18 protein-coding genes and 1 other annotated feature are annotated in these 18,470 nt (G+C 54.8%); all 18 genes read right to left on the bottom strand.

Going from position 1 to position 18,470, the window contains the following annotated elements:
- Positions 1-56: 56 nt before the first annotated feature.
- The 18 genes from QO008_RS06675 to QO008_RS06590 all read right to left on the bottom strand — a co-directional run bounded on the left by QO008_RS06675 (position 57) and on the right by QO008_RS06590 (position 18,465).
- Positions 57-839, bottom strand: coding sequence for a DUF169 domain-containing protein (locus QO008_RS06675; protein WP_307385270.1), 783 nt, complete (start codon positions 837-839; stop codon positions 57-59).
- Complete coding sequence (locus QO008_RS06670) at positions 840-1,664, bottom strand: MetQ/NlpA family ABC transporter substrate-binding protein (RefSeq protein WP_307385269.1); 825 nt, start codon at positions 1,662-1,664, stop codon at positions 840-842.
- Between the two features lie 9 nt (positions 1,665-1,673).
- Positions 1,674-2,339, bottom strand: a complete 666-nt coding sequence (locus QO008_RS06665; RefSeq protein ID WP_126465757.1) for a methionine ABC transporter permease — start codon at positions 2,337-2,339, stop codon at positions 1,674-1,676.
- Between the two features lies 1 nt (position 2,340).
- Complete coding sequence (locus tag QO008_RS06660; protein ID WP_164715244.1) at positions 2,341-3,063, bottom strand: methionine ABC transporter ATP-binding protein; 723 nt, start codon at positions 3,061-3,063, stop codon at positions 2,341-2,343.
- 201 nt (positions 3,064-3,264) lie between these two features.
- Positions 3,265-4,191: a thioredoxin-disulfide reductase gene (gene trxB / locus QO008_RS06655; protein ID WP_126465759.1), complete on the bottom strand. Its 927-nt coding sequence runs from the start codon at positions 4,189-4,191 to the stop codon at positions 3,265-3,267.
- A 4-nt stretch (positions 4,192-4,195) separates the two neighbouring features.
- Positions 4,196-5,218: a type 2 isopentenyl-diphosphate Delta-isomerase gene (gene fni / locus QO008_RS06650; protein WP_307385267.1), complete on the bottom strand. Its 1,023-nt coding sequence runs from the start codon at positions 5,216-5,218 to the stop codon at positions 4,196-4,198.
- Between the two features lie 133 nt (positions 5,219-5,351).
- Positions 5,352-5,939, bottom strand: coding sequence for a biotin transporter BioY (locus QO008_RS06645; protein WP_197721087.1), 588 nt, complete (start codon positions 5,937-5,939; stop codon positions 5,352-5,354).
- A 152-nt stretch (positions 5,940-6,091) separates the two neighbouring features.
- The gene (locus QO008_RS06640; RefSeq protein ID WP_307385265.1) at positions 6,092-8,809 is read right to left on the bottom strand and encodes a calcium-translocating P-type ATPase, SERCA-type; all 2,718 of its coding nucleotides are present in this window, start codon (positions 8,807-8,809) and stop codon (positions 6,092-6,094) included.
- A gap of 162 nt (positions 8,810-8,971) precedes the next feature.
- Positions 8,972-10,258, bottom strand: a complete 1,287-nt coding sequence (gene serS, locus QO008_RS06635; RefSeq protein WP_126465764.1) for a serine--tRNA ligase — start codon at positions 10,256-10,258, stop codon at positions 8,972-8,974.
- Positions 10,259-10,294: 36 nt separating this feature from the next.
- Positions 10,295-10,460 (bottom strand) — a binding site (T-box leader).
- 112 nt (positions 10,461-10,572) lie between these two features.
- On the bottom strand, positions 10,573-10,740 hold the full coding sequence (locus QO008_RS06630) for a DUF362 domain-containing protein (protein WP_126465766.1): 168 nt from the start codon (positions 10,738-10,740) through the stop codon (positions 10,573-10,575).
- Between the two features lie 212 nt (positions 10,741-10,952).
- Positions 10,953-11,078, bottom strand: coding sequence for a FeoB-associated Cys-rich membrane protein (locus tag QO008_RS06625; protein WP_126465768.1), 126 nt, complete (start codon positions 11,076-11,078; stop codon positions 10,953-10,955).
- A 10-nt stretch (positions 11,079-11,088) separates the two neighbouring features.
- Positions 11,089-13,209: a ferrous iron transport protein B gene (feoB, locus tag QO008_RS06620; RefSeq protein ID WP_307385262.1), complete on the bottom strand. Its 2,121-nt coding sequence runs from the start codon at positions 13,207-13,209 to the stop codon at positions 11,089-11,091.
- Positions 13,206-13,442, bottom strand: coding sequence for a FeoA family protein (locus QO008_RS06615; protein ID WP_126465772.1), 237 nt, complete (start codon positions 13,440-13,442; stop codon positions 13,206-13,208). The genes feoB and QO008_RS06615 overlap by 4 nt, the downstream gene beginning before the upstream one ends.
- A gap of 10 nt (positions 13,443-13,452) precedes the next feature.
- On the bottom strand, positions 13,453-13,677 hold the full coding sequence (locus tag QO008_RS06610; protein WP_126465774.1) for a FeoA family protein: 225 nt from the start codon (positions 13,675-13,677) through the stop codon (positions 13,453-13,455).
- Positions 13,678-13,864: 187 nt separating this feature from the next.
- Entirely contained in the window at positions 13,865-14,686 is an 822-nt protein-coding gene (locus QO008_RS06605; RefSeq protein ID WP_307385259.1) for an undecaprenyl-diphosphate phosphatase, read from the bottom strand.
- 10 nt (positions 14,687-14,696) lie between these two features.
- The gene (dnaB, locus tag QO008_RS06600; RefSeq protein WP_307385257.1) at positions 14,697-16,025 is read right to left on the bottom strand and encodes a replicative DNA helicase; all 1,329 of its coding nucleotides are present in this window, start codon (positions 16,023-16,025) and stop codon (positions 14,697-14,699) included.
- Positions 16,025-16,471 carry a 50S ribosomal protein L9 gene (rplI, locus tag QO008_RS06595; RefSeq protein WP_307385255.1) on the bottom strand — a complete coding sequence of 149 codons (447 nt, stop codon included), beginning with the start codon at positions 16,469-16,471 and terminating at the stop codon, positions 16,025-16,027. Before rplI ends, dnaB begins: the two co-directional genes overlap by 1 nt.
- Positions 16,468-18,465, bottom strand: a complete 1,998-nt coding sequence (locus QO008_RS06590) for a DHH family phosphoesterase (protein WP_307385253.1) — start codon at positions 18,463-18,465, stop codon at positions 16,468-16,470. The genes rplI and QO008_RS06590 overlap by 4 nt, the downstream gene beginning before the upstream one ends.
- Positions 18,466-18,470: the final 5 nt, after the last annotated feature.

Genomic DNA, 18,470 nt, shown 5'->3' with positions numbered 1-18,470 from the left:
TTTGTTCGGCGACAAAAAAACCGAATCCTTCCGGACTCGGTTTCAGCTGAACTCGATTATTTGCAGTCCATATAGTAATTGTATCGAAACCGCAAAGGTAGCGGTCCCCAGGATTTTTCGTCCCACCGGGAGAGGATTCTGCGCTTTTCGTCATCCCCCTCCATAGTATTGGCCGTTTTCTCTATGCCTTCTACGACGCCCGCAAATTTATCTCCAGGAATGCCGACAGACATATCTTCTTTCGCCCATCCCGCTCGGTGTCGGGTGCCGATACACAACAGCGAGAGGTTGAGCGAACCGGTGGTCAAGGGCAAGGTGGTGGACTCATAGCACACCGCTTGATTCCCCAAGATCCGTAGCCCCTCCGGCTCGCCGTATTTATAGCCGTATCCCTGTACGATGCGCATAGCAATATATGGCACATCGAAGATCAGTACGACTTCCGGGCAGCGGCCCCACGCTTCCAAAGGGCGCACGACGACGCCGTAGTTGCCATCGGGGAGTGTGCGCTGGCCCGTTCGGATCGCTTCGGATACTTCTTTTTGTTCGTATAGCCCCAATCTATGCCAATTTTCTCCGCGCGCATTTGCGGGATCGTCGGGATGAATGCCGAAGAAGCGCTCGGCGCTTTTGCAGCGGAATTTACCGCGGGAAATTTTGATGCCGTGTCCCCGCGTGGCTGCGCGCACCGCCCCACAATAATTGATGGCATTTTGGATGGGCTGCGCGTCTTCCGCTTCAAAGGCTTCTCGATCTTTGAGCACCTCGACGCTTACAGCCTTGTACTTTAGATCCAAGAGGGCATACAGCTTTTGGGTCGCGACGAGAAAATCGTCCATTTATTTCGCCTCGTCGTCGCTGGTGTAGAAGGTGAATACGCCGGGGAATTCTTCTTCGATTTTTTTCTGCGATGCGTCCGTGCGCATACTTTCGGCGAAGTCCACCGCCCATTGTGCCGCTTCATTTTCTTTTTTGACGATTACGCCCATGGGGTAGCGGATCATTACGGTATCTCTGGCGAGATAGGTGCTCGGATCCTTTCCGGCACTCGCCATATGCGTAAAAAATACACAGGCGGCATCCAAATCCTGAAGCGCCGTTACGGTCTGTGCCTGTTCCATTTCGACGATTTCGATGTTTTTCGGATTGTTCGTCACATCGGCTTTGGTGTAGAGATCCTTTCCTTCTTTTAGTTCGACCAATCCGTTTTCTTCCAAAATCCGCATGGCAATGTCTTCGTTCATGGGATCGTTCATAACCGCGATCTTCGCCCCGTCGGGAATTTTGTCCACGGCGTCGTACTTTTCGGAGTACAAACCGATGCCGGTATGGAATACATAGGGCTTTGCCATGGTCAGATCGCCGGATTTGTTGGCGTTAAAGGATTCGACGAACTTGAGGTGTTGGCCGATGGAAATATCCACATCGCCGCTGTTGCAGGCTTCCAATACGACGGGATTGGCGTCGAAGGGAACGAATTCGGTCTTGTATCCCTTTTTTTCAAAGTCGTCTTTGCAGGCTTCGTAGTAGATTTGAGAGACAGATGTTCCGCCGATGCGGATCAATTCTTTGTCTTCTGCGCCTGCGCCCGTATCGGCCTTCGTGCAGCCCACCGCCGCGATCATCACGGCGAGAAGCGCCGCCGCTGTAAATAGTTTCTTCATAATTTCCTCCTACTTCAATTTTTGGAATAACCACTTGCTCGTCCCCTGAATGGAGAGGACGATGATCAACAGTATGATCACGATAAAGTACATAATGCCGTAGTCAAATCGCTGATAGCCATAGGTAAGTGCCACGGCGCCCAAGCCGCCCGCACCCACTGCGCCGGCGATGGTGGATACATTGAGCATGTTGATCAATAGAATCGTATAATTGGAAACGATCGACGGCAGTGCCTCCACCAAGAGCACGCGGTAGATGATCTGAAAATTGCTCGCGCCGAAGGAGCGCGCCGCCTTGATCAGATTGGGATCTACGGTCTGAAGCGAGTTTTCGATCATGCGGGTGGCAAAGGGCGTACAGGCGACGCTGATGCCTACGATGGCGGCATCGGCCCCCACGGCGGTTCCCACTAACAGCCGGGTCATCGGCGCCAAGGAGACGATTAAGATCATCGTGGGAAAGGCGCGCAGCACGTCGGTAATTTTTCCGAGTACGGCGTGCAAGGCGGGTTTTTCCCACAGGCCGCCCCTCCCCGTAATAAAGAGGAGCACGCCGAATACCACGCCCAAGGCCATAGAGATCAGGGCGGAAAAGAACATAATCTTGAAGGTGGCGAGAAGCGCCGGCACGATCACATCGGGCAGGTATTCCGCCAGTTGCGTGTTTTCAAACATATTACGCCTCCCCCTCTGTCAATCGCCGCAACGCTTCGGATTTGCCGGCAAAGATCGCCGACGGTTCGCCGCTTTCTACGATTTTTCCCTCTTCCAAGAGAATCATGCGATTGCACATCCGCTCCGCCAGCGCCATGTCGTGGGTGACGAGGAGAATGGTGACGTCTTGTTGTCTTCGGATCTCCTCCATTAGCGCCAAAATCGATTTGGTCGTGCTGGGATCCAAGGCAGAAGTAAACTCGTCGCAGACGATATATCGCGGCTCCAGGCTCAGCGCGCGGGCGATGGCGACGCGCTGTTTTTGCCCGCCGGAAAGCGCGCGGGGACGCTTATGTATATGCTCCCCCAGCCCCACGGTCTCTGCCAGTTGTCGGCTCCGCGTATCGATCGTATTTTTATCGTACTTCCAACACTGCATGGGAAGCGCGATGTTTTCGAGCACATTTCGCCGAGATAGGAGCGAAAAATGCTGAAACACAAAACCGATCTCTTTGCGGAGCATACGCGCCTCGTCGGCATCAAGGGCGGCGATTTCTTTGCCGTCGATGCGGATGCTCCCCGACTCAAAGGGCTGTAAGCCCGACAGACAATCCAGTAGAGTCGTCTTTCCGGATCCGCTCTTTCCGATAATGCCGAAGACGTCCTTGTCTTCGATGCGAAAACTGATGTCGTCCAACACCGTGTGTTCGCCGAAGGATTTTTTTAGATGGCTGACTTCAATCAAGATCTCAACTCCATTTTCTGATACTCTGCCTCTCAATATACCATAGGGCGATTTGCCCGAACAATCGGAATCCCCTGCTATCGAAAAATCAAATGGCAGATCGTCGGGCATACCGTTTGTGTATATGCCTTGACAAGGTCGCGTAGTGGATCGCGCCACAAAAAATCCCCCGACGAAATCGGGGGATTGCAAATAAATCTCTTATTTTTGTTCCCGCACGTGGTCCAGTGCCACCGCCATGGCGGCGGTACAGCCCTCGCCGCAAGCGTTGATGACCTGGCGGAACTTCTTTGCCACGATGTCGCCCGCGGCAAAGAGACCGGGAACGGCGGTGCGCTGTTCCGCATCCACGGGCACATAGCCGTTGTCGAGTTCTAAGACGTCGGCCAAAAATTCGGTGCGCGGCCGAGCGCCCACATAGATAAAGATGCCCAATGGCTTGTCGTCTTTTTTTACGGTATAGCTTTTGTCCTCTTTGTTGTTGTAGAGGACGAGGCCGTCGGCGGTTACATCGCCGATGACTTCTTTGAGCTCTGTATTCCAGAGGATTTCGATGTTTTCGTCTTTTAGCGCCAAGTCGGCGAGATAGGCCTCTGCGCGGAGCTGATCCCTGCGGTGCACGATATGCACCTTGGCGCCGAGCCCGGACAGGTACAGCGCTTCTTCTACGGCGGAGTTGCCGCCGCCGATGACGTAGACGTCGCCGGTTTGGTAGAAGGCGCCGTCGCAAGTGGCGCAGTAGCTAATGCCGCGGGAGACGAATTTTTCCTCTCCCGGTATGCCGAGGGTATGGGGACGCGAGCCGGTGGCGGCGATTACGGCGCGGGCGCGGTATTCGCCGTCGGTGGTGGCGAGCACCTTGTCCTCTCCGTCCAATGTCAAGGATTCCACCGATGCACGGGCGAATTCCGCGCCGAAGGTGCGCGCCTGTTTGCCCATGCGCATGGCGAGATCCATGCCCGTGTCGTCCTCGTTGGCGCCGGGGTAGTTGGCGATCTCCATGGTCATGGCCATCTGTCCGCCTTCGAGTTCCGGTTCGAGCACCAAGGTCTTCAAGTTGGCCCGGCCGCAATAGATGGCCGCGGTCAGTCCCGCTGGTCCCCCGCCTACGATGATTACGTCGTACATTCTATCACCTCATGAGTTCGAGGAGGCGGCCCGTGGCACGCCAGGGCACCTCTCTCAGTTCCTGTATGTCTTTTGCCCCGACGAGCACCATCAGCACGCGCACTTTATAGAGCAAGTCTTCCAAATATACGGAGGCATAGTCCAACCCGCCGTGGATCAGATACTTCAAAATCTCTCCGCTGATTCCCACCATATCGGCACCGAGCACCAGCGCCTTTACGACGTCGAGGCTGCTTCGAATGCCGCCCGACGCGGTGATGTGAAGGCCTTCTTTTTGAAGCGCCACCGCATTATACAGGGCGTAGGCGGTGGGGATGCCCCAGTCGTATAGATCGGTCATATCTACGGTGGAGCAACGCATATCTTCTACTTCGAAGAAATTGGTGCCGCCGAATCCCGATATATCGACGTAGCGCACGCCGATTGCATACAAAGATTCGATCACCGAAGCGTCCATGCCGAAACCCACTTCCTTGACCATAACGGGGACCTCCAGGGCCTCGGTGACCCGCGCAATGCGCTCGGTAATGCCGCGAAAATCCCGATCGCCTTCGCTCATGGCCAGTTCCTGCGCCGGGTTTAAGTGGATTTGCAGGGCGTCAGCATCGATTAAATCCACCGCACGCCGTGCGTCTTCTACGCGCAAATTGCCGTTTAAGTTCGCGAGTACGATGCCCGCTTCCCCGATGTTTCTGCGCACAATGCGAAAACTCTCTTCTGCCGAAGGATCTTCCAGGGCAATGGTTTCGCTGCCGACGGCCATGGGAAGCGCAAAGCGGCGCGCGAGTTCCGACAGATCGGCGTTGATATCTTCGGTAAAATCGGTGCCGCCGGTCATGGCGTTAATCATCAGCGGGAAGGGCACTTCCCGTCCCAGATAGCGCGTCGTCGTATCGATTTCCCCGATATTTACCTCCGGAAGGGAAATATGGGGCAGGAAAATATCCCCGAACAGCGGATCGCCCTGGTGTTCCGCCCTCAGGTAGTTTTCTACGTGTTCTCTTTTTCTGTATTTTCTCACATGCATCCCAGCCTTTATTTTGATGAATATATCATATCATCAAAATTGTTCTCCCTCAAATCATTTCCGCGGCGCAACAAAAAACCGCCCGCAGGCGGTTTTCCTCGTTTCTAGTCCGGGATGGGATGTGTGCTTTTATCTATCGGCGCCGCGGCAAGCCGATATGGGGCCGTATGCGATCCGCCGCAAGGGCCGCCGCCACGCACAAGGCGAAATCGGGGATCACGGTGCTGAAAAACCACACGGAGAATAGCTCCGAAAGGCCGATACCCGCGACGCCCGGCACGACGTAGTTAAACATGACAAAGTAATACACCAGTCCGCAGGCGTAATAGGCCATCTCTGCCGCAAATGCCGCCGCAATCATATGCCGAAGGGGCATGGCGCGCAGGTCTTTCGAGAGCCGCCCCACTACGTAAGCCGCCGCCGCAAATCCGATCAAAAAGCCGAAGGTGGGCCGCATTAAATAGCCCGGGCCGCCGCCATGGGCGAAGATCGGGATGCCGATCAAGCCGATAAATAAGTACAACAACACACTCATAAGGCCGTTTACGGGCCCCAGCAAAAAACCAGCCATCAGGGCGAAGAAGAATTGTAGCGAGAAGGTCACCGCAAAGGGCCCTAAGGGAATCATGATTTTTATAAAGGCGCCGACGGCAATCAGTGCCGTGAACAACGCGCAGGCGACCAATTCCTTCGTTCCGATTTTGCGAATCGAATCGTTCATTTTTCTTTCTACCTCCCGTTTTCCGTCCCGATCTTGGAAAGATTATTGTATCATAGTTTCCCTGTTTTTTCCCGAGACGACCCCCGCTTATCTATGCACAAAAAAAGCCGCACGCCTAAGCGCACAGCTTCTTTTCCGCTCGGCTACGAGCGTTACTCTTGTGTATCTTGGGGATGGCTTTGGTTGAAGCGAATAAACTTTTGAATTTCTCCGATCACTAAGGGGATCAAAGAAGAAATCAGCACGATGGCCCAGTCCTTCACGTTGAGGTCGACCAAGTGGAACAAGTCCTCCAGGAAGGGGACATAGAGTACGACCAAGACCAATGCCAAGGACAGGAGCACCGCCTGCACGAGGCGCTTGTTGCTGAAGAATCCGATCTTCCAGAGGGTATCGTCGATGCTCCGGGAGGAGAAGGAACGGAAGAGCTCGCAGAAGATCAGGGTGGTAAATGCCATGGTCCTCGAATACACGAGTCCCGCGCCGGTGTCTCCATGGGTCTTTAAGGCGTAGTAATACACGCCCAGGGTTGCCGCGGTGATGGCGATAGACTGGATGATAAGAGTGATGGTCACTTTGCGGTCGAGGATCGGCTCTTGGGGATCTCTCGGCGGCTCGAGCATGGTCTCTTCTTCGCCCTTTTCCACGCCCAGCGCGAGCGCCGGGAAGGAGTCGGTGACGAGGTTTAGCCATAGGAGCTGGATCGGCAAAAACGGGGTGGGCAAATTCAGGATGATGGCCAAAAATACGACCAGCACTTCGCCGATATTGCAGCTCAACAGGAAGGTGACGAATTTTTTGATATTCGCATAGATGATCCGCCCTTCTTCCACCGCTTGCACGATGGTGGCGAAGTTGTCGTCGGTGAGGATAACGTCGGCGGTATTTTTGGCGACATCGGTACCGGTGATGCCCATGGCGATCCCGATATCCGCCTTTTTGATGGCGGGAGCGTCGTTTACGCCGTCGCCGGTCATGGCGGCGATCTCGCCGTTTTCCTTGAGGGCGGTTACGATTTGTACCTTATTTTGGGGCGATACGCGGGCAAAGACGCGGGTGGTCTTTACGATCTCGCGAATTTCTTCGGGCGATTTGCCGTTAAGTTCCTCGCCCATCATCGCATGGTCGCCTTCCCGCAGGATCCCGAGCTCTTCGGCAATCGCCTTGGCGGTCTCGAGATAGTCCCCGGTGATCATCACCGGCACGATGCCGGCGGTGCGGCATTCTTTGATGGCGTCTTTTACTTCGGGGCGGGCGGGGTCGATCATGCCGACGAGGCCCACAAATACCATATCCTGCTCGATGGCATCGGTGCTGATGTCGGAGGGCATGGCGTCGAAGTTGCGAAAGGCGAAGCCCAATACGCGGAGCGCCTGCTTGGCGAAGGCGGTGTTTTGATCCAGCACTTCTTGGCGCATGGCGTCGGTGAGTTCTATGATTTCGCCGTCTTTATAGATATGGCTGCATCGCTTCAAGATGACATCGGGCGCGCCCTTGGTAAAGGAAGAGATCTTGCCGTCGAAATAGTTTTCGTGGAAGGTACTCATCATCTTCCGATCGGAATCAAAGGGAATCTCCTCGAGGCGGGGATATGCCGCTTCGATCTCTTCTTCGTGGATGCCGTGTTTGCCCGCCAGGGTAATCAGTGCGCCCTCGGTGGGGTCGCCCACGATGCTGTAATTGCCGCCGGATTCGGAGAGGTCGGCGTCGTTGACGAGACTCGCGACGGCGGTGAGCGCATCGAGGCCGGGCATGGATTCGGGGGCCACGGTTTCTCCGCCTCCGGTGATCTCACCGGTGGGGGCATAGCCGGATCCCGATACTTCGAGCACCTTACCGTCCACATAGACGCGGGTTACCGTCATTTCGTTTTGGGTGAGCGTCCCGGTCTTATCGGAGCAGATATAGGTGGTGGTGCCCAGGGTCTCTACCGCCAAAAGGCGCTTTACGATGGCATTGTGTCTCGCCATATTGCCCATGCCCATGGAAAGGACGATGGTGACGATGGCGGGCAGGCCTTCGGGAATCGCCGCCACGGCGAGGGATACCGAAGTCAAAAACATTTGCAGGGTTTCCCGCCCGTAGATCTTTCCGACTACAAATACCACGGCGCAGACCGCGAGGACCAGAATCCCCAACGTCTTGGAAAGGCCCGCCAGTTTCCTTTGCAGCGGCGTTTCTTCCTCTTCCATGGTGGAGAGTGTGGTCGCGATCTTTCCGATCTCGGTATTTAGGCCCGTCTCGGTGACGACGCCCTTGCCGCGGCCGTAGTTTACGATCGAAGCGGAGTAGGCGTAGTTCACGCGGTCGCCGATCCCCACTTCTTCATCCATGGTGACGGCGGCGTCCTTTTCCACCGCGACGGATTCCCCGGTCAGGGAGGATTCATCGATCTTTAAGTTGCTGCTTTCGATCAGGCGCATATCCGCCGGCACGATGTCGCCGGTCTCGAGGATGACGAGATCGCCCGGCACCAGTTCGGTGGACTGGATTTCCGATATTCTGCCGTCGCGCACCACTTTCACCGTAGGCGAACTCATCTTCTTTAAGGCGGCGATGGCCTCCTCCGCCTTCCCTTCCTGAAAAATGCTCAACAGGGCATTGACGATGACGATGGCGAGGATAATCACCGAGTCTACGGCTTCTCCCACCACGCCCGAGATGATTGCGGCGAGGAGCAAAATAATAATCATGGGGTCGAGGAATTGTTCCGCCAGCTTTTTGATAAAGGGCTTCTTTTTTTCCTCTTTCAATTCATTGCGGCCGTATTCCGAAAGCCGGGTCTCCACCGCCGATGCGCTGAGCCCCGCCTCGGGATCGGCGGATAATTCTTTGAGTACGTCCCGGGTACTCGTCCTATACCATTCCAAAGGTGCCTCCTTTTCGATAAAAAAGAGACTTTTGCCCATAGGACAAAAGTCTCACAACCGCAGATGCGGTACTTAGCCGGGCATAACCGAATTGACGACTAAGTGTTGCTGTTACTCCCTCTTGTGGGGATAGTATATCAAAGGCTTTTGGGGATCGTCAATTTATTTCTTTTCGATCCGTTCCTTAAAGCCCATATAGGGACGCAGGGGTTCGGGAATAAAGACCGTGCCGTCTTCCTGCAGGTGGTTTTCCAGATAGGCGATCAGCATTCTGGGCGGGGCGACGACGGTGTTGTTCAGGGTATGCGCCAAATACAATTTTCCATCTTCGCCGCGGACGCGGATATTTAAGCGGCGCGCCTGGGCATCGCCCAAGTTGGAGCAGCTGCCGACTTCGAAGTATTTTTTCTGCCGCGGGGACCATGCTTCCACATCGACGCTCTTGACCTTCAGATCCGCCAAGTCGCCGGAGCAGCATTCCAGGGTGCGCACGGGGATCTCGAGGCTGCGGAAAAATTCCACGGTGTTGTTCCACAGTTCGTCATAGAATGCCATGCTCTCTTCGGGCTTACAGATAATGACCATTTCTTGCTTTTCGAATTGGTGAATTCGGTATACCCCTCTCTCCTCGATGCCGTGGGCGCCAACTTCCTTGCGGAAGCAGGGGGAATAGCTCGTCAAGCGGTGCGGAAGGGTGTGCTCTTCGGTGATGGTGTTGATGTATTTTCCGATCATGGAGTGTTCGCTGGTGCCGATCAGATACAGATCTTCGCCTTCGATTTTATACATCATGTTTTCCATTTCCGCAAAGCTCATAACGCCGCTGACCACATTGCCGCGGATCATATAGGGCGGAATATGGTACTCATAGCCCTTGTCGATCATAAAATCGCGGGCATAGGAGAGGATCGCCGAGTGCAAGCGCGCCACATCGCCCTTCAGATAGTAAAAGCCGCTGCCGGAGGTATTGCGGGCGCTGTCGAGATCGACGCCGTTTAGGCTCTCCATAATGTCGATATGGTAGGGCACTTCGTAATCGGGCACCACCGGTTCGCCGAATCGATCCACTTCTACGTTTTCCGTGTCGTCTTTGCCGATGGGCACGGAATCGTCGATAATTTGGGGAATCGCCATTTGAATCTCGCGAATTCGTTCGGATTTTTCCCCTTCTTCTTTTTCCAACGCTTCGATGCGATCGTTGATCGCCTTTACCTTGGCCTTGGTTTCTTCGGCTTCGTCTTTTTTGCCCTGCCCCATCAGCGCGCCGATGGATTTGGACAGCTTATTTCTGTCGGAGCGCAGTTGGTCTCCTTCGGTCTTGGCCGAACGGTTTTCCACATCCAAGCGGATGAGCTCGTCGACCAAGGGAAGTTTGTCGTGTTGAAACTTCTTCTCCATATTTTTTTTGACCACGTCGGGATTTTCCCGAATAAAGCGAATGTCTAACATATTTCCTCCTCCAATAAAAAAAAGGCCGCCTGTCCCTAATGGGACGAGACGGACCCGCGTTGCCACCCAAATTAATCGCCGAGGCGATTCGCTTCCTTGCACAGACTCCGAGGTGGATTCACAAATGCCGCGTATCTGCTCACAGCTACCGCAGACTCTCTGGCACGCTTTCTTTGCTACTGCTCCTCATCTTCGTCGATATTCACTTGATACAAAATAAGTATACCACAGATCAATTTTCTTGCAAAGTTCTGCGTCGATCTTTGAAAACAGCACATAAAAAAAGACGCGTATCGCGCCTTTTTTTGTAATATTTATTCGGGTTGTGCAGCGCCGGTGGGGCAAACAGCTGCGCAGGAACCGCAGTCGATGCAAGCATTTTCATCGATGGAGTAGATGTCGCCTTCGCTGATGCAGTCTACGGGACATTCGGGTTTGCAAGCGCCGCAAGCGATGCATTCGCTGGTAATTTTATGTGCCATAATCAAATACCTCCAAAAAACTCAGTTATGTAATCGAAAAGTCGATCACATGATTCACTTCCTGATTTCATTATAGCATCCGCTATGAGAAATTCAAGACGAAAACGTAAATAATTTCGTTTTATAGGAATATTTTTTGCAAATCATAGTGTTTTACTTTGAATTTTGCAGCGCCTTTTCCCAAAAAAAGGAGCGGCAAAACCGCTCCGTTCTCAGCCTTTATGGCATTGTCCACTGCAACCTGCACAGCTGTCGCAACCGCCGCCGCTCTTTTTGACAGAGCGCACGGCCCATGCGATGGCCGCGATCAGCAATCCGCCTACCAGTATATTTCCCATCCTATCCTCCTTATGACAGCGCCCGGTCCACAGAAGGGCGCGCCGCCGGTTTCGCGGGTTTTCGAAAGATCGCCCACACTATGCCCGCGATCAAGACGAAGGCGATCGCCGTAAAGATGCCGAAGCCGCCGCCGGTAAAGAATACGCCCAGTTGATAAACGATCAGGGCGATTACATAGGCAAACAGCGTTTGGTACACGAGGGCAAAAGTCGTCCACTTTCTCGAGCGCATCTCCCCTTTGATGGCGCCGATGGCGGCAAAACAGGGGATATTCAGTTGGTTAAACAACATAAAGCTGATGGCACTCCACAGGGTAAACTGTCCGCCGATAAAGGCGAGAAGGCCCGCCCCGGCGGCCTCTTCTCCCAAGCCGCTGATCACGCCGTAGGTAGAGACCACCGCTTCTTTGGCGACCAGGCCCATGACGCTTGCGACGGTGGCCATCCAGTTGCCGAAGCCCAGGGGCGCAAAGATCGGCGCAAAGACCTGTCCCAAGGCGGCGAGAATGCTGTCGCTCGAATCGGCAAATTCGACGAATTCGCCGTGAATGGAGATATTTTGCAAAAGCCAAATGGCGACGCTCGCCAAGAGGATAATCGTACCCGCCTTTTTGACGAATGCCTTACAGCGACTCCAGACGCTCTTGAACACATTTTCTGCCGAGGGGATGTGGTACTCCGGCAGCTCCATAACAAAGGGCGCCGGCTCGCCTTGAAAGAGCGATGTCTTTTTGAGAATCAGCCCCGACAGAATGACCGCGAGGATTCCGCTGAAATAGGCGATGGGCGCCAGATACCAAATGCCGAAGGCGGCCACAAATAGCGTGATGATGTCGGTCTTGGCGCCGCAGGGCATAAAGCTCGCCACGATAATCGTCATACGGCGGTCTTGCTCATTTTCGATGGTTCGGGTGGCCATAATGCCCGGCACGGAACAGCCGGTGCCGATCAAGATGGGGATAAAGCTCTTGCCCGAAAGACCGAATTTTCTGAAGATCCGGTCGAGGATAAAGGCGATCCGGGACATATAGCCCACGTCTTCCAAAATCGCGAGGAAGAAATACAGCGTCGCGATCACCGGCAAAAAGCCCAATACGGCGCTGATCCCCGCCACCACCCCGTCGATGACGAGGGAGTGGAGCCAATCGGCGGTGTTCGCCGCCGTAAGCGCGTCGGACAAAAAGCCCGCGACATAGCCGCCCAAGAGCTCTTCGTTCACCCAGTCGGTGACGGCCCCGCCCACGACCTTGGCGCTTACAAAGTAGACAAAGGTCATAATGGCGGCAAAAATCGGCAGTGCCAACACGCGATTGGTGACGATGGCATCGATCTTGTCGCTTCGGGTGCCGCCCTTTCGCGCAGAGACGTAGTTTCCCGCGACGATATCTGCAATATACAGATACCGCGCTTCGGTGACGATTCCCTCGCCGTCGTCATCCAGCGCCTCTTCCAAGGACTCGATCCGCGCATCGAGGGCCGCGCGTTCCGAATCCGTCAACGTGAGGTCCAACTTTTCGTCGCCCTCTATGAGCTTCATGGCATAAAACCGTGCGGCGCCGGATTCGCCGATCGAGGGCACGGTCGCCAGAATATCGGCCGCCGCCTCTTCCACCTCGTCTTCGTAGACGGGATGCGGGGCGGCGTTTTCGATGGCCGCCTTTTTTGCCGCCTCGATCAGCCCGTCGAGGTTTTCCTTTTTGAGGGCCGAAATCTCGACCACCGGCGTCCGCAGTGCGGCTTCGATCTTTTCCGCATAGATCACATCGCCATTGGCGCGGACCACGTCCATGCGGTTTAAGGCGACGACCACCGGGATGCCCAGTTCCATCAACTGTGTGGTCAGATAGAGATTGCGCTCCAAGTTGACCGCATCGACGATGTTGATGATCACGTCGACTTCGCCGTCCAATAAGTACTCCCGGCTCACCACTTCTTCCAAGGTGTACGGGCTTAAGCTGTAGATGCCGGGCAGGTCGGTTATGGCGATGTCCGAATCTTTTCGATAGCTTCCTTCCTTTTTTTCGACGGTGACCCCGGGCCAGTTGCCCACATACTGGTGGGAGCCCGTCAGGGCGTTAAATAACGTGGTCTTTCCGCTATTGGGGTTTCCCGCCAACGCCATGCGAATCATGCTTTCGCCTCCTCTTCCCGCACCACAATCAGCGCGGCATCGGCCTTTCTCAGGCTCAACTCGTAGCCCCGCACCGTGACCTGAATGGGATCGCCTAAGGGGGCGAACTTGCGCACATAGATTTCGGTATGGCGCGTGATGCCCATATCCATAATGCGCCGCTTTACGGGGCCCTTTCCTTCGATTTTCTCGACGACATAATGTCTGTCTTGTGCCGCTTCGTTCAGTCGCATGCTTTCCTCCTTACGCCGCGACGCGGATGCACTCGGCGAGTTCTCTGCCGAGGCCGATGCGCGCGCCCTTTACCCGCACAATGACGGAACCGTCGACGTCGGAGATAACCCGTACGTCGGCACCTTCCACAAACCCGAGATTTTGCAAGTGGTTCAGCTGCTGTTTGTCCAAGCGCTTTGTGCGTATCTTTAAAACCTTTAGGTCTACGTCTTTGGGAGCCAATAATAGATTCATATGTACCTCTCCTGTATTGAAACAAATTATCAACGCTGCCGATTAAGAAAGGGCCGAAGCCCCTCAACTAATACTATTTATCATTGTCTATATTATAGCACCCCGTCCTCGCGGCTGCAAGTAATCAATACAGTTTCTCAATCCTTTTTGGCATGAAAAAGCCCCGCCAATTGTGCGGGGCGATGGTTTATTGAAATTGAAAGTACAAAAAGACGATGATTCCGAGGGCGATTCGATAGTAGCCGAAAATCTGAAAATCGCGCTTTCGGATATAGGCCATAAACTTTCGGATGACGAAGACCGCCACAAAAAAGCTCACTACGCCACCTAAGAGGATCAAGAACCATTGGTAGGCGGAAAAGAGCAATCCGTTCTTTACGGTCTTTAACAGCGTCGCGCCAAACATAGTGGGGATGGCGAGAAAGAACGAGAATTCCGCCGCAGCGCCCCTCCCTACGCCGAGGATCAATGCGCCCAAAATGGTGGCGGCACTTCGGGAAGTGCCGGGGATCATGGCGAGGCACTGAAACAGCCCGATCAAAAGCGCCATGCCGTAGGGAATATCCTCTACCCGCTGGATCCGCTTTTCGCTACGTCTTTTTTTGTTGCGCCGCTCGATGGCGAGGATCAGCGCCCCGTAGAGCACCAAGGTCACGGCGACGACTTCGGGCCGAAAGAGGTGGGCGTCGATAAAGTCGTCGAATAAAAAGCCCAATACGGCGGAAGGAATCACGCCGACGAGGACCCTAAGCCACAGCTGCATGGTCCGCGCGTCGATGCGCGTCTCGCCGCTGTCGTTTTTTCGGAAGGGCCACAGCTTCGAAAAATACAACAGGACCACCGCTAAAATGGCGCCCAGCTGGATGCACACGTCAAAGGCGTTTTGAAAACTTTGAGGATCCAAGGAGACGAATTCGTGGGCGAGGATCAAGTGCCCCGTCGACGAAATCGGCAGAAATTCCGTAACCCCTTCGATAATCCCTAAAAACAGTACTTTCAGTATATCCATAAATCCTCCGTTACACCTGTAGATTGACGAACTTGGTGTATTCGTTTTTAAACAAGAGTTCTACCGTCCCCGTGGGGCCGTTTCTGTGCTTGGCGATGATGACTTCTCCGAGCCCCTGCTTTTCGGTCTCGGGATTGTAGTACTCGTCCCGATACAAAAACATGACGATGTCCGCGTCCTGCTCGATGGCGCCGGATTCCCGCAAATCCGAGAGAATGGGCCTGTGGTCGGCGCGCATCTCGGGCGCACGGGAAAGTTGCGAGAGGGCGATGACGGGCACGTCGAGTTCTTTGGCGATGCCCTTGAGCTGTCGGGAAATGGCAGAGATCTCCTGTTGACGGGATTCCGCCCGGCCGCCGACTTCCATCAGCTGAAGGTAGTCGATGACCACCAGATCGAGCCCTTTTTCCGCCTTGAGGCGGCGACATTTCGCCTTGACCTCCAGGGGGCTGATGCCCGCCGTGTCGTCGATCATAATGTGCATATCGTTGACATAGGTCATGGTCTCGATGACCTTGGTCCACTCCTCGGTGCTCAGATCCCCCGATATAATCTTCATCAGATCCACATGGCAGATCGACGAGAGAATCCGCTGAGAAAGCTGCTGGCGGCTCATCTCGAGTGAAAACATCGCCACCGTGGCACCCGCCTTGATGGCGGCGTTGGTAGAGATGTTCACCATCAGCGCGGTCTTTCCCATCGAAGGGCGGGCGGCGAGAAGCACGAGATCCGCCTTTTGAAGCCCCGAGAGTTTGCGGTCCAGGTCGATAAAACCCGTGGTGAGCCCCGTAAGCCCCCCTTTGTTGGCGGCGCGCTCCTGCATGGTGGTGAATGTATCCACCATGACCTCGGACATATCGACCAGACCGTTTCTCTGATTGTCCTGGGTGATGTCGAAAATGGTCTTTTCCGCCTTTTCGATAATCGCCCCCACCTCGTCGTCGTCGCGATAGCCGTCTTCGACGATTTGGCTGCCGGCGCGGATCAACTCGCGCAGCGTCGCTTTTTCCTTGACGATATTGGCGTAGGCTTCCGTATTGGAAGCGGCGCCTGCCCCGGTGGTCAGACGCCCCAAATAAGTATAGCCGCCGACGGCATCGATCTGCCCGCTCTTTTTGAGAAAAGCGGACAGCGTGATGAGGTCGGCCGGCTCGTTTTGATTGTAGAGGCTGAGGATGCCTTCGTAGATCGCCTTATGGCTATCGTAGTAGAAATCCTCCACCCGCAATATTTCTATGGCCGTGGTAATGGCGGATTTCTCCAAGAGCATGGCGCCGAGTACCGAAATCTCCGCCTGCTCGTCATACGGCGGCGTCCTTCCCACGTCCGGTCTGTCCATTATTCCGCTTCGACGACGACGGTCAGATCCGCGTTGATGTCACCGTGCAGTTTGACGGGAACGGTGTGGTTGCCGACGGTCTTGATATTGTCGGAAAGGTCGATCTTCTTCTTGTCGAGCTTTACGCCGAAGACTTCTTCGACCTTGCCGGCGATGTCTTTGGTGGTAATGGCGCCGAAGAGCTTTCCGCCTTCTCCGCCCTTTGCCGTAAGCGCGATGCTCTTGGATTCGAGGAGGGCCTTGGTTTCTTGTGCCTTTTCGACGCGCGCTTGTTCGTCGGCGGCTTCCTTTGCCTTCATTTCTTTCCAGTTTTCCATGTTTTCGGGCGTCGCTTCTACAGCCATCTTCCGGGGAAAGAGGTAGTTACGGGCGTAACCGGGCTTGGCGTCTACGAGGTCGCCTTCCTTACCCAATTTGTTGATGTCTTCCAATAAGATGATTTTCATGATTCTTTCTCTCCTTTATCTAAATACCATTGTATCGATTCGACGAGGCGGTGTTCCACTTCGTCGATATCTTCCCCTTCGATTTGGGCGCCAGCCATATTGAGATGGCCGCCGCCGCCCAATCTTTCGAGAATCAGCTGTACGCTGATCTCGCCGAAACTGCGTCCGGATATGTGAACGACCCCTTTCTTCTGATTGAGAACAAAGGAGGCCTTAACACCGTGAATTCCCAAGAGCTCATCCGCCGCCTGGGCGCTGACGAGCACCGAATTGGGCATATCGTCGACCAGGCGAGAAATCGCAATGTTGTCGAAAACGATCCGCGCATTGTGTACCACTTCGGCGCGAGAGACGATGGTGTCGTAATCGTCTTCGAACAAAAAGCGGACCTTGGACATATCGGCGCCGCTGCGCTTTAGGGCGGAGGCCGCCTCGAAGGTGCGCACGCCGGTGCGGAAGGTAAAGTTCTTCGTATCCACTACAATGCCGCTCATCAAAGCGTCCGCTTCAAAATCCGTAAGCTCCACGTCCTTATACATATAGGTGAGCATCTCGGTGATCAGCTCGCAGGTCGAGGATGCGTAGGGCTCCACATAGGAAAGCACGGGGTCTGTGACAAACTCCTTGCCCCGCCGGTGGTGATCCACCACGACGACATTGACCGTCTTTTCCAAGATCGGCGGATACTCCGTAAACGAGGGCTTGTGGTTGTCGACGAGGATCAACAGATCCCCTTGGCGGATCAGCTCTTCCGCCCGCGTGCCGGGTATAATGCGTGCGTACAGTTCCGGCGCTTCCGCCTGCATGCGCTTCATCAGCACGTCGATGGAAGGATTGGATTCTTTGAGGACGATATAGCCCTCTTTCTTCTGATTGGCGACGGCACGCATTACGCCGACGGCGGCGCCGATGGAGTCCATATCGGGATTGGTATGGCCCATGACGAAGACACGGGGCGCTTTTTCGATCAGCTGGCGCAGGGCGATTCCCAGCACCCGCGCCTTCACCTTGTTTCGCTTTTCCACCGCCTTGCTCTTGCCGCCGAAATAGGCGTAGTTGTCTTCGGTCTGTACGACCACTTGGTCGCCGCCGCGGCCCAGCGCCACGTCGAGACAGGTGTCCGCCTCGCGATAGGCGTCGATAAAGGCTAGGCCCGGTCGGCTTACGCCGGCGGAGATGGTAACGCTGATTGTATTGCCCGCGTCGATTTCCCGCATGGTGTCCAAGATGTCGAACTTCTGCGCATACACCGACTCGAGATCCATCTCGCGCATTACGATCAAGTACATATCCTCCTGGAACTTGCGCACGAGGGCGTTGCGGGAGCGAAAGTACTCGTTGATGCTGTGGTCGATTTCTGCGATCAACAGGGGCCGCTTGGAGGTGGGGGCGCCGTCGACCACTTCGTCGAAATTGTCGACTTCCACCACCAAGACGACGCCGCGCGTGTCGGTATAGAGGAGCTCGAGATCCTTGTATTCCTTACGGTCGACGAAATAAAACAGACAGAGATTGTCCTCCTTGCCGTTTCGCGAGAGCGCCACCAAATTGCTGTAGGCGGCATAGGGATTTTCGGCGACGGTGATTTCCTCGCCCGATTCGATGGCCTTTAGGCCCTTTTCTTCGGTGGCGAGATCGTCGACGAGTTTGGGCAAGAATTCCCCTTGTAAACTGCTCGTATCCCATAACTTGGAAAAACGGGAATTGTGCCACAAAATCTTTCCCGCCTCGTCGGTGACCGCCATGGGAAAGGGCATGGCAAATACGGTCTGTTCGGTGACCTTCTCAAAGTCTTTATGCAGATATTTGATCCGGTCGTCGAGTTCCTGATTGTATCGCTTTGCGCTGTTATAGGCGTAATAGGCGCAGATCGCGGTGAGGATCAGGGCGACGGTGCCCAGAATCCGGTTGTAGGTAAACAGTGCCACCGCCGTGACGCCGCTTACCGCCAAATACAGGCGGAAGTCCTTTAAGCTAAATCTTTGTGGGTCCACCGTCG

Origin of the sequence: Aedoeadaptatus ivorii (assembly GCF_030815095.1) — a bacterium.
Classification (GTDB): Bacteria; Bacillota; Clostridia; order Tissierellales; family Peptoniphilaceae; genus Aedoeadaptatus; species Aedoeadaptatus ivorii.
The sequence above is the reverse complement of the archived record's forward strand: the minus strand, read 5'-3'. Positions and strand labels throughout refer to the sequence as shown.